The following is an 11,857-nucleotide window of genomic DNA, read 5'->3' on the forward strand; positions in this document are numbered from 1 at the left end:
ACCGGGCCTTTCAACGAAAGCTGACCCCTGTGGCGCGATTACTCCGCCGCTTCCTGCATGCGCGGCGCCGCGCCCAGCACCACGGCGTCGACATGGCTTTCGAATTTCTCGAAATTGACGGCGAACATGCCGACCAGCCGTGCCGCCTGCCGGTCATAGCCGGCCTTGTCGGCCCAGGTCGCCCGGGGGTCCAGAATCATCGGGTCGAGAATGGCGCTATCGATGCCCGGCACAGCCACCGGCACCTCGAAACCGAAATGAGGGTCGGTGCGGAACTCGGCCGTCTTCAGCGAGCCGTCAAGTGCGGCTGCAAGCAAGGCGCGCGTCGCCTTGATCGGCATGCGCTTGCCGGTGCCGTAGGCGCCGCCGGTCCAGCCGGTATTGACCAGCCAGCAATCGGCGCCGTGGCGTGCAATCAGCTCGCGCAGCAGATTGCCGTATTCGGAAGGGTGGCGCGGCATGAACGGCGCACCGAAACAGGTCGAAAACGTCGCTTCGGGCTCGGTCACGCCCTTTTCGGTTCCGGCCACCTTGGCGGTGTAACCGGACAGGAAATGATACATCGCCTGCGCCGGGGTCAGCCGCGCGATCGGCGGCATCACGCCGAACGCATCGGCGGTCAGCATGATGATGTTGTTGGGATGGTTGGCGCGGCCGGTCTTGCTGGCATTGGGGATGAAGTCCAGCGGGTAGGCGCAGCGTGTGTTCTCGGTCAGTCTTCCGTCGTTGAAATCCGGCACGCCATCAGCGTCGAGCACGACATTTTCCAGCACCGTGCCGAAGCGTTGCGTGGTGGCGAAGATTTCCGGCTCGGCTTCCGCCGACAGCTTGATCGTCTTGGCGTAGCAGCCGCCTTCGAAATTGAAGATGCCGTGCGGCCCCCAGCCATGCTCGTCGTCGCCGATCAGCGTGCGCGAGGGATCGGCCGAGAGCGTCGTCTTGCCGGTGCCCGACAGGCCGAAGAAGATGGCGGCGTCGCCGGCCGCACCCTCATTGGCCGAGCAATGCATCGGCATCACGCCTTTCGCCGGCAGCAGATAGTTGAGCATGGTGAACACCGACTTCTTCATCTCGCCGGCATAGGAGGTGCCGCCGATCAGCACGATCTTGCGCGAAAGATCGACGGCGATCACCGTTTCGGTGCGGCTGCCGTGACGAAGGGGATCGGCGCGGAAGGACGGCAGGTCGATGATCGTCATCTCAGGCACGAACTGTTCGAGTTCGGCGGCATCCGGACGGATCAGCAGATTGCGGATGAACAGCGAGTGCCAGGCAAATTCGGTGATCACCCTGGTCGGCAGCCTCGACTCCGCATCGGCGCCGCCGACCAGATCCTGGACGTATAGATCCTTGTCCGCGGCATGCGCCTGGAAATCGGCGAGCAGCGTGTCGAACTGGGCCGGCGAGATCGCCTTGTTGTTGTCCCACCAGACATGTGGTTCGGTGGCGCCATCGCGGACGACGAACTTGTCCTTGGGCGAGCGGCCGGTGTGCTGTCCGGTCTCGGCGACCAGCGCGCCATGGGCGGTCAAGCGGGCCTCGCCGCGCCGGATCGATTCCTCATAAAGGGCAGCCGCACCGAAATTATAGCGCACCACGCCGGTGGTTTTCAGGCCGATATGATCGATCGCGCAGGCGGAATTGCGTTTGCCGACTTCCGACATCGAGTGTCCCTCTTGGATTTGCCGCATCTTTGCCGGCACGTTTCCAGCACGCCCACTACGCGGGCTGAGATGGTCAGAACCAGAAAAGCCAAATGATATCAAATCATTAATCGATTTAAATATTTTGAAAGTTGTTTAAATCGTTTATATGTGTAAAAAGTTTCGCGGTTGCCCAAAGGATTGGCGATGTCCGTTCGTCCAATCCATGTCGAGGTAGGATTGTGGCCGCCGGCATGCCGCGCGTGACAGCGGACAAGGCCTATGCCACATTTTGTACCTAATTTGTCCTGCAAAAGCCCCTTCTCTACGACAGAAGGGACAGCTCATGAGGGAGCCGCTTGAAATGGCAACAATCGCGCTTGTCGATGACGACCGCAACATTCTGACATCGGTGTCGATCGCCCTGGAATCCGAGGGGTATCGCGTCGAGACCTACACGGATGGTGCGTCAGCGCTGGAAGGCCTGGCGGCACGCCCGCCGAACCTTGCCATCCTCGACATCAAGATGCCGCGCATGGACGGCATGGAACTGCTGCGCCGGATGCGCCAGAAGTCAGACCTGCCGGTGATCTTCCTGACATCCAAGGACGACGAGATCGACGAATTGTTCGGCCTCAAGATGGGCGCCGACGACTTCATCCGCAAACCCTTCTCGCAGCGCCTGCTGGTCGAGCGGGTGCGCGCCGTGCTGCGCCGCGCCAGTGCCCGCGAGGCTGCCGCCAAGACGCCAAGCCAGCAGGCCCGCTCGCTCGAGCGCGGCCAGCTCGTCATGGACCAGGAGCGCCACACCTGCACCTGGAAAGGCGAGCCGGTGACGCTCACCGTCACCGAGTTCCTGATCCTGCATTCGCTGGCGCAGCGTCCCGGTGTCGTAAAAAGCCGTGATGCGCTGATGGATTCGGCCTATGATGAACAGGTCTATGTCGACGATCGCACCATCGACAGCCACATCAAGCGGCTGCGCAAGAAGTTCAAGGCCGTCGACGACGACTTCGAGATGATCGAAACCCTTTACGGAGTCGGATACCGGTTCCGCGAAGCATAATGATGCATGTCGCTCAAAAGTGGTCCCGGTTTTGGGATGACGACATGCATCAAAGCAAGGTAATCCATGTCGCCCAAAAGTGGTCCCGGTTTTGGGACAACGACATGCATCAGGCCAAGGACTAGGCGGGAGCTGCTATTCGATGGCAGTGGAAGCACAGCGAACAAGACCGGCGGGCGCCTCCAGGCGGCCGTCGCGGATCATGCCGTCCTTCGTCTCGAAGATCACGGTGCCGATGCGCCGCTTCCTTGGCCATCATATCTTTTCCAGCCTGACGCGGCGTATCCTGTTCCTCAACCTTGCCGGCCTCGCCGTCCTGGTGACCGGCATCCTCTATCTCAACACCTTCCGCGACGGGCTGATCGATGCCCGCGTCGAAAGCCTGATGACCCAGGGCGAGATCATCGCCGGCGCGATCGCCGCGTCGGCGACGGTCGAGACGGATTCGATCAGCATCGACCCGGAAAAGCTGCTTGAACTGCAGGCCGGCGAAAGCCTGGGACCGGGCTCCGACCAGCTCGACAATCTCGATTTCCCGATCAACCCGGAGCGGGTCGCCCCGGTGCTGCGAAGGCTGATCTCGCCGACCAGGACCCGCGCCCGGATCTATGACCGCGATGCCAATCTGCTGCTCGATTCGCGCCACCTCTATTCGCGTGGCCAGATCCTGCGCTACGACCTGCCGCCGGTCGAGGAGGAAGAGCCCGATCTGGTCGAGCGCATCCAGAAATTCGTCTTCGACTTCTTCCGCAACACCGAACTGCCGGTCTATCACGAGCAGCCGGGCGGCAATGGGGCCGCTTTCCCGGAAGTGGTCAAGGCGCTCACCGGCAGCCCGTCGACCATCGTGCGCGTCAGCGAGCAGGGGGAGCAGATCGTTTCGGTGGCGGTGCCGATCCAGCGCTTTCGTGCCGTCCTGGGCGTGCTGATGCTGTCGACCGAAGGCGGCGACATCGACAAGATCGTAGCCGCCGAGCGCAAGGCGATCCTGCGCGTCTTCGGTATCGCGGCCCTTGTCACCGCCATCCTGTCGATGCTGCTTGCCTCCACCATCGCCAATCCGCTGCGCCGGCTGTCGGCGGCGGCGGTGCGGGTGCGGCGCGGCGTCAAGAGCCGTGAAGAGATCCCCGATTTTTCCGACCGCCAGGACGAGATCGGCAATCTGTCGATCGCCATACGCGACATGACCAACGCGCTCTACGCCCGCATCGAGGCGATCGAAAGCTTCGCGGCCGATGTCTCGCACGAGCTGAAGAACCCGCTGACGTCGCTGCGCAGCGCGGTGGAAACCTTGCCGCTGGCCAAGAACGACGATTCGCGCGGCCGGCTGATGGATATCATCCAGCACGATGTCAGGCGGCTGGACCGGCTCATCACCGATATTTCCGACGCATCGCGCCTGGACGCGGAGCTCGCGCGTGAAGATGCCGGGACGGTCGACCTGAAGAAATTCATCACCGATCTGGTCGCCGTTTCGCGCGAAGCGACGCGCAACAAGAAGGCGGTCGAGATCGAGTTCAAGGCGGCCAAACTGCCGCAAGGCGTCAAAGGCTACGTCGTCGTCGGGCATGATCTTCGCATCGGCCAGGTCATCACCAATTTGATCGAGAACGCCCGTTCCTTCGTTCCCGAGGATCATGGCCACATCAGCCTGTCGCTGGCGCGTGCCGGCAAGTTCAACATCGTCACCGTCGACGACAATGGCCCCGGCATCCGGGCCGACAACATCGACCGCATCTTCGAACGGTTCTACACCGACCGGCCGGCCGGCGAGGCATTCGGCCAGAATTCGGGGCTTGGCCTGTCGATATCCAGGCAAATCGTCGAGGCCCATGGCGGCACGCTCACCGCCGAGAACATCCCCGGCACCAAACCCGGCGAGATCAAGGGCGCACGCTTTGTGGTGACATTGCCGGCCGAAGGCTGAGAGCATGAATCCCAACCACGCCTGGTCCAGCCGTGCAGCCTGAAAACATTCACGCGACAATGGTTTTGATCGGCGAGCGCGGCATTCTCGTCACCGGAGCCTCCGGTTCGGGCAAGACGACGCTGGCGCTGGCGCTCATCGACCATTGTCGCCATCGCGGCCTGTTCTCGCGGCTCGTCGGCGACGATCAGCTCTTCGTCGAGGCGCATGCCGGGCGGCTGCTGTGCCGCGCTCCCGCCGCCATAGAAGGCCTCGCCGAGGTGCCGGGGCTCGGGCCGCGAGCGGTGCCGTTCGAGCCCGCCGCCATCGTCGATTTGCATGTCCGCCTGACGCCGGCCGGTGAAACGGCACGCTTTCAGGAGGATGCCGACACCAGCATCGCCGGCTGTCGGGTGCCGCGTATCGATGCGGTCGAACGCAACGTCGCTGCCGCCTTGCCGGTCGTGATGGCGCGGCTGTCGATCGCGCCTTTTCTATGATCCGTTCCGGGTTTTTTGCTGCAATGCGTCAAAATGGCATGTGCCTGCGCAATTTTGGGCTTGTCAACGGGCCGTGCGTCGACAAGATAGCGCTCCCGCCGCCTGGATTGGCTGGCGAGCATAAAATGCGCCTGTGAAGCGGCGATGACGGGAGCCACCAAAGAATGATCGGACTCGTGCTTGTAACGCACGGTCAACTGGCCACCGAGTTCCGACATGCCGTCGAACATGTCGTCGGGCCACAAGACAATTTCGAAACCGTGGCGATCGGTGCCGACGACGATATGGAACAGCGTCGCCGCGACATCGTCGACGCTGTTGCCCGTGTCGACACCGGAGCGGGCGTCATCGTGCTGACCGACATGTTCGGCGGCACGCCCTCCAATCTTGCCATCTCGGTGATGGAATCCGGCCGCACCGAGGTGATCGCCGGCATGAACCTGCCGATGCTGATCAAGCTCTCCTCGATACGCAAGGGCGACAATATGGCCGCCGCGCTCGATGAGGCTCAGGCCGCCGGCCGCAAATACATCAATGTCGCCAGCCAGCTCCTGAGCAGCAAATGACCGCGCTGTCCCCGGAAAAAGACCAAATTGTCCGGGATTTTCCCATCATCAACCAACGTGGCCTTCATGCGCGCGCTTCGGCGAAGTTCGTCCAGCTGGCCAGCGGCTTCGATGCCTCGGTGCATGTCGAGAAGGATGGCGTCAAGGTCGGCGGCACCTCGATCATGGGCCTGATGATGCTGGCGGCAAGCCCCGGCTATTCGATCCGCGTCACCGCCAGCGGACCGGAAGCCCGGCAGGTCATCGACGCCCTGGAGCAGCTGGTGGCGTCCCGCTTTGGCGAGGAATGCTGATCAGGTAGAGCGCCGATGCGTGTCTGAGAGACATGCAGGGATAAAGATTTCTTTATATCCCATTGTCGTCCTTGCTCCGATCTGCTAGTCAGGCCGGCAATTCGCGCCCTTCGACGCGCCGACCGGCGCGGGCGTGTCCGCAACAAATTCGCAAGCACAACATTCGCATCGGAGTACTGCCATGACGGGTAGCAAGGACTATGTGGTCGCCGACATCTCGCTTGCCGGCTGGGGCCGCAAGGAACTCGAGATCGCCGAAACCGAAATGCCGGGCCTGATGGCCTGCCGTGAGGAATTCGGTCCCAAGCAGCCGCTCAAGGGCGCGCGCATCACCGGCTCGCTGCACATGACGATCCAGACGGCGGTGCTGATCGAGACGCTGAAGGAGCTGGGCGCCGATATCCGCTGGGCCTCCTGCAACATCTTCTCGACCCAGGACCATGCGGCCGCGGCCATCGCCGAAGCCGGCATCCCGGTGTTCGCCGTCAAGGGCGAGTCGCTCGAGGAGTATTGGGACTACACCGACAAGATCTTCCAGTGGGCCGACGGCGGCCTCTCCAACATGATCCTCGATGATGGCGGCGATGCCACCATGTACATCCTGATCGGCGCCCGCGCCGAGGCCGGCGAGGACGTGCTGTCCAACCCGCAGAGCGAGGAAGAGGAATACTTCTATGCCCAGGTCAAGAAGCGCCTGAAGGCTTCGCCCGGCTTCTTCACCAAGCAGAAGGCGGCGATCCGCGGCGTCACCGAAGAGACGACCACCGGCGTCAACCGGCTCTATCAGCTGCAGAAGAAGGGCCTGCTGCCTTTCCCCGCCATCAACGTCAACGACTCGGTTACCAAGTCGAAGTTCGACAACAAATATGGCTGCAAGGAATCGCTGGTCGACGGCATCCGCCGCGGCACCGACACGATGATGGCCGGCAAGGTCGCTGTCGTGTGCGGTTATGGCGACGTCGGCAAGGGCTCGTCGGCCTCGCTCAAGGGCGCCGGCGCCCGCGTCAAGGTCACCGAGGTCGATCCGATTTGCGCGCTGCAGGCGGCGATGGACGGATTTGAAGTCGTCACGCTGGAAGATGCGGCCCCCACCGCCGACATCGTCATCACCACCACCGGCAACAAGGATGTCGTCACCCTCGACCATATGCGCTCGATGAAGGACATGGTCATCGTCGGCAACATCGGCCATTTCGACAATGAGATCCAGGTCGCCGCGCTGCGCAATTTGAAATGGACCAACGTCAAGCCGCAGGTCGACATGATCACCTTCGCGGACGGCAAGCGGATGATCCTTTTGTCGGAAGGGCGGCTGCTCAATCTCGGCAACGCCACAGGCCACCCGAGCTTCGTCATGTCGGCATCCTTCACCAACCAGGTGCTGGCGCAGATCGAGCTCTACACCAAGCCCGGCCAGTACGAGAACCAGGTCTATGTCCTGCCCAAGCATCTCGACGAAAAGGTCGCGCGCCTGCATCTCGACAAGCTCGGCGCCCGTCTGACCGAACTGTCCGGTGAACAAGCCGCCTATATCGGCGTCACGCCGCAGGGTCCGTTCAAGCCGGAACACTACCGCTATTAACCAAAGCTAAAATTGCTACCAGATATTGAGGCCGGGCGATTGACTTTTCGCCCGGCCTTATTTTTGCGCGCCATCAGCCTTCACGGCGATTCGGCGAGGGGTTATTGTCAGGTGATTCGGCGATGCTTCCAGCCCGAGAGGGTCAAGAGAGGCACGCATCAGGGCGGTCTTGCATTCAGGCGGCGGAGAGGACCAAGACATGCCGGGGCAACACCCGCACAGAGCGGGACGGGCCGTTTCCGGCGGCCATGACGATTCGGGGATTGCTGGCTCCGCCCTGGAAGGCGGGAGCCTGTCCTGGCGCGCCCGTGCGGCGACATTCCTTGCCACCTCCGCGCTCGCGGGCCCCTTGGCTGGCGCCGTCGCGCATGCCGAAACCGCTGCTGCCAGCGTCGCGGGACTGTCGGTGAGCGCCATCGAGGTCATGCAGCTTGCCGTGTTCGTCGGCGTGACGGGTGCCGCACTGATATCGGCCATCGTTCTCATCCGCGAAAGGGCCCGCACCTCGGCGGAGAATGTCGAACTCAGGAGCCGCCTCGCCGACATCAACGCGGCGCTCCGCCGCTCCGAGGCGCTGCTCAATCTGCGCGACCAGCGCGTGGTCGTCTGGGCCGCGGAAAACAAGAAGCCCGAGCTTATCGGCACATTGCCCGTCGAAAGCGGCGCTCCCGAGGATAGGGCCGCTTTTCTCGCTTTCGGCCGCTGGCTGATGCCGCGTTCGGCGGCGGCACTCGAACATGCCGTCGCGGGATTGCGCGAGAAGGCCAAACCCTTCGACCTCGTCATCGAATCGCAGGCCGGCGCGCCGCTCGAAGTGCATGGCCGCAAGAGTGCCGCGCATGTGCTCGTGCGTTTCGTCTCGCTCTCGGAGACGCAGCGCAGCCAGGCCAGGCTGAAGATCGAGAACCAGCGGCTGGCCGCCGACCACGACACGATGATCGGCCTGCTCGACGCGCTGAACATGCCGGCATGGCTCCGCGGCGAGGATGGCGGGCTGAAGTGGGTCAACCGCGCCTATGCCGATGCCGTCGAAGCCGAAAATGCCGAAGCCGCGGTCCGGGAGAAAAAAGAGTTCCTCGGCGGCCAGGCGCGCGATGCGATTGCCGCCCAGCACAAGACGCATCCGGTTTTCGAGCAGTCGCTGTCCACCGTGATCGAAGGTGACCGCCGTGTGTTCGCGGTCACCGATTTCGCCGGCAGCGATGGCTCGGCCGGCCTTGCCTGTGACACCAGTGCCATTGAGGCCGTTCGCGGCGAATATGAGCGCACGGTGCGAAGTCACGCCGACACGCTCGACCAGCTCAACACGGCAGTCGCCATTTTCGATACCGACGAGAAGCTGCGGTTCTTCAACCAGGCCTTCCAGAAGCTTTGGGGGCTGGACGCCGGCTTCCTGCACAGCGCACCCGACAATGCCTTGCTGCTCGACCGGCTGCGCAGCGGGGGCAAGATCGCCGAACAGCCTGAATGGCGCCGCTGGAAGGAAGGCCTGCTCGGCGCCTATCGCGCCGTCGAATCCCAGGAACATTGGTGGCATCTGCCGGACGGCAAGACCATTCGCGTCGTCGCCAATCCGCAGCCCAAGGGCGGCGTGACCTGGGTGTTCGAGAACCTGACCGAGAAGATGGACCTCGAAAGCCGCTACCAGACAGCCGTGCGGGTCCAGGGCGAGACGCTCGACAATCTTGCCGAAGGCGTGGCGGTGTTCGGACCCGACGGCAGGCTCCGGCTGTCGAATCCTGCCTTTGCCACTCTCTGGGGATTGAGCGGTGAAGCGGCCAAGCCCAGTGTCCACGTGTCGACGATACGTGACCTTTGTGACCGGCAGGCCGCGGACAGCCCCTGGCCCAGCTTCGTTGCCGCCATCACCGGCTTTGACGACGAGCGCCGCGACCGCCACGGACAGACCGAGCTCAACAACGGCAATGTGCTGAGTTACGCCATGATCCCGCTGCCCAACGGGCAGGTGATGATGACCTTCGTCGACGTCACCGACAGCGTCCATGTCGAGCGGGCGCTGAAGGACAAGAACGAGGCGCTGCAAAAATCCGACCAGCTCAAGAACGAATTCGTCCAGCACGTCTCCTATGAACTGCGCTCGCCGCTGACCAACATTATCGGCTTCACCGAACTCCTGTCGCAGCCCACGACCGGTCCGCTGACGCAGAAGCAGCGCGAATATGTCGAGCATGTCAGCTCGTCCTCCGCGGTCCTGCTCACCATCGTCAACGATATCCTCGACCTGGCGACGGTGGACGCCGGCATCATGCAGCTCGACATCTCCGAAGTGCAGGTCGATCGCACTATCGCCGCTGCGGCCGAACTGGTGGCCGACCGGCTGGAAGAGCATTCGATCAGTCTCCAGGTGGACGCCATCGCGGCGCCGAAGACGTTTCACGGCGATGAGGTCCGCGTCCGCCAGATCCTCTACAATCTGCTCAGCAACGCCGCCAACTACGCCCCGGAAGCCAGCATCATCCGGCTCACTTGCCGCCATCTGGCGGATGGGGTGGAATTCTCGGTTCATGACGATGGTCCCGGCATGCCGCCGGATGTGCTCGATTCGGTGTTCCGCCGTTTCGAGCCGCGCGCCAATGGCGGCCGCCGGCGCGGCGCCGGCCTCGGCCTGTCGATCGTCAAGAGCTTCGTCGAGCTGCATGGCGGCAGCGTTCGCATCGAAACCGGCAAGGACAAGGGCACGACCGTCATCTGCACCTTTCCAGACATGCCGGGCATCCGCGCCGCGGCCGAGTAGCGCGTTCGATGACCGGACTGGTGCTGGAGCGATTACTCGCCGACGAGACCCAGACAGCGCGGCTGGGCGAAGATCTGGCGCTGTCGCTGCGCCCGGGTGACGTGCTTGCCCTCAAGGGCGATCTCGGCGCCGGCAAGTCGACGCTGGCGCGGGCCTTGATCAGGACCCTGGCCGACGATGCCGGTCTCGATGTTCCGAGTCCGACCTTCACATTGGTGCAGAGCTACGACACCCGCATTCCGGTCCATCATTTCGATCTCTACCGCCTGTCCTCGGCGGACGAGATCGATGAGTTGGGGTTCGACGAAGCCCTGGCGCAGGGTGCTGCTTTGGTCGAATGGCCGGAGCGGGCGGAAGCCCATCTGCCGAAAACCACGATCCTGATCGAACTCGTCCAGCATGGCGATGGCCGGTTGGCGAGATTGTCGGGGCAGGGCGCTGCCTTCGATCGGGCGGCACGGTCACTGGCCATGCGCGACTTTCTCGTGAACGCAGGCTGGGGGGAAGCGCAGCGCCGCCATTTCATCGGCGATGCTTCAGCCCGCTCCTATGAGATCGTTTCGCTGCCGGACCAGAAGCCGCAAGTGCTGATGAACTCGCCACGGCTGGTGCTCGGTCCGCCGGTTCGCGACGGCAAGCCCTATGCCGAGATCGCGCACACCGCCCAGTCGGTCTCCGCTTTCGTCGCCATCGACCGCGCCTTGAAGGCAGGCGGCGTCAGCGTTCCGGAGATCCATGCCGAGGATCAGGAGCAAGGCTTCCTTTTGCTCGAACATCTTGGTTCGGAAGGGTTTCTCGACATTGATGGCCAGCCGCTGCCCGAGCGCTGTGCGGTGGCGGCCGAGCTGCTGGCCATGATGCACGGCAGGGCCTGGCCGCAGCGCCTGGAAACAGGGCACGGCGGCTTCCACGAGGTGCCGCCTTTCGACCGCGACGCCATGATGATCGAAGCCGATCTGCTGGTCGACTGGTACGTGCCGGCAATCACTGGCGCTCCGGCAAGCGAGAGCTTGCGCGCCGGTTACCACAAGCAATGGAATGCGCTGCTCGACCGGCTGCAAGGCCGCGAGGTCACGCTGATGCTGCGCGACTTCCATTCGCCCAACATCATCTGGCGCGGCGACCGTTCAGGGCATGATCGGCTGGGCATCGTCGATTTCCAGGATGCGCTGATCGGCCCTTGCGCCTATGACGTCGCCTCGCTCGCCATGGACGCGCGTGTTACGATGTCGCCCGAGATCGAGAAACAGACGCTGGATGCCTATGTCGCGGCGCGCCACACAGCCGGGGCTTTCGACGAGGCAAGCTTCCTGGAATCCTACGCCATCATGGCGGCGCAGCGAAATTCCAAGATCCTCGGCATCTTCGTCCGCCTCGAAAAACGCGACGGCAAGCCCTATTATCTGAAGCACCTGCCGCGCATTCGCGACTATCTGCGCCGGGCATTGTCTCATCCGGCGCTGGCAAGCCTGCGCGAGTTCTATGACGCAAATGGACTGCTGGAGGAACGGTGACTTGGAAGTAATCGATCTGGGTCTGAAGAAAC

General features: G+C 63.2%; 9 protein-coding genes. 8 read left to right on the top strand and 1 reads right to left on the bottom strand.

Annotated features, from left to right (window positions below):
* Nucleotides 1-38: 38 nt before the first annotated feature.
* Nucleotides 39-1,664 carry a phosphoenolpyruvate carboxykinase gene (locus AC0L3E_RS30275; protein WP_127266884.1) on the bottom strand — a complete coding sequence of 542 codons (1,626 nt, stop codon included), beginning with the start codon at nucleotides 1,662-1,664 and terminating at the stop codon, nucleotides 39-41.
* A 343-nt stretch (nucleotides 1,665-2,007) separates the two neighbouring features.
* Between AC0L3E_RS30275 and AC0L3E_RS30280 the strand changes: the two genes are divergently transcribed.
* The 8 genes from AC0L3E_RS30280 to tsaE all read left to right on the top strand — a co-directional run bounded on the left by AC0L3E_RS30280 (nucleotide 2,008) and on the right by tsaE (nucleotide 11,825).
* Nucleotides 2,008-2,709 (top strand): response regulator transcription factor, encoded by a 702-nt coding sequence (locus tag AC0L3E_RS30280; RefSeq protein ID WP_013528337.1) that lies wholly within the window; start codon nucleotides 2,008-2,010, stop codon nucleotides 2,707-2,709.
* Nucleotides 2,710-2,851: 142 nt separating this feature from the next.
* Nucleotides 2,852-4,636, top strand: a complete 1,785-nt coding sequence (locus AC0L3E_RS30285) for a sensor histidine kinase (RefSeq protein ID WP_013528336.1) — start codon at nucleotides 2,852-2,854, stop codon at nucleotides 4,634-4,636.
* 32 nt (nucleotides 4,637-4,668) lie between these two features.
* Nucleotides 4,669-5,115 (top strand): HPr kinase/phosphorylase, encoded by a 447-nt coding sequence (locus tag AC0L3E_RS30290; protein ID WP_164898416.1) that lies wholly within the window; start codon nucleotides 4,669-4,671, stop codon nucleotides 5,113-5,115.
* A 164-nt stretch (nucleotides 5,116-5,279) separates the two neighbouring features.
* The gene (locus AC0L3E_RS30295; RefSeq protein ID WP_010912939.1) at nucleotides 5,280-5,681 is read left to right on the top strand and encodes a PTS sugar transporter subunit IIA; all 402 of its coding nucleotides are present in this window, start codon (nucleotides 5,280-5,282) and stop codon (nucleotides 5,679-5,681) included.
* Nucleotides 5,678-5,974: an HPr family phosphocarrier protein gene (locus tag AC0L3E_RS30300; RefSeq protein WP_027039963.1), complete on the top strand. Its 297-nt coding sequence runs from the start codon at nucleotides 5,678-5,680 to the stop codon at nucleotides 5,972-5,974. The genes AC0L3E_RS30295 and AC0L3E_RS30300 overlap by 4 nt, the downstream gene beginning before the upstream one ends.
* Before the next feature lie 181 nt (nucleotides 5,975-6,155).
* The gene (ahcY, locus tag AC0L3E_RS30305; RefSeq protein ID WP_023810629.1) at nucleotides 6,156-7,556 is read left to right on the top strand and encodes an adenosylhomocysteinase; all 1,401 of its coding nucleotides are present in this window, start codon (nucleotides 6,156-6,158) and stop codon (nucleotides 7,554-7,556) included.
* Between the two features lie 199 nt (nucleotides 7,557-7,755).
* Complete coding sequence (locus AC0L3E_RS30310; protein WP_128306803.1) at nucleotides 7,756-10,311, top strand: sensor histidine kinase; 2,556 nt, start codon at nucleotides 7,756-7,758, stop codon at nucleotides 10,309-10,311.
* 8 nt (nucleotides 10,312-10,319) lie between these two features.
* Complete coding sequence (gene tsaE, locus AC0L3E_RS30315; RefSeq protein WP_128306804.1) at nucleotides 10,320-11,825, top strand: tRNA (adenosine(37)-N6)-threonylcarbamoyltransferase complex ATPase subunit type 1 TsaE; 1,506 nt, start codon at nucleotides 10,320-10,322, stop codon at nucleotides 11,823-11,825.
* Nucleotides 11,826-11,857: the final 32 nt, after the last annotated feature.

It is taken from the genome of Mesorhizobium sp. WSM4822 (genome assembly GCF_055811155.1).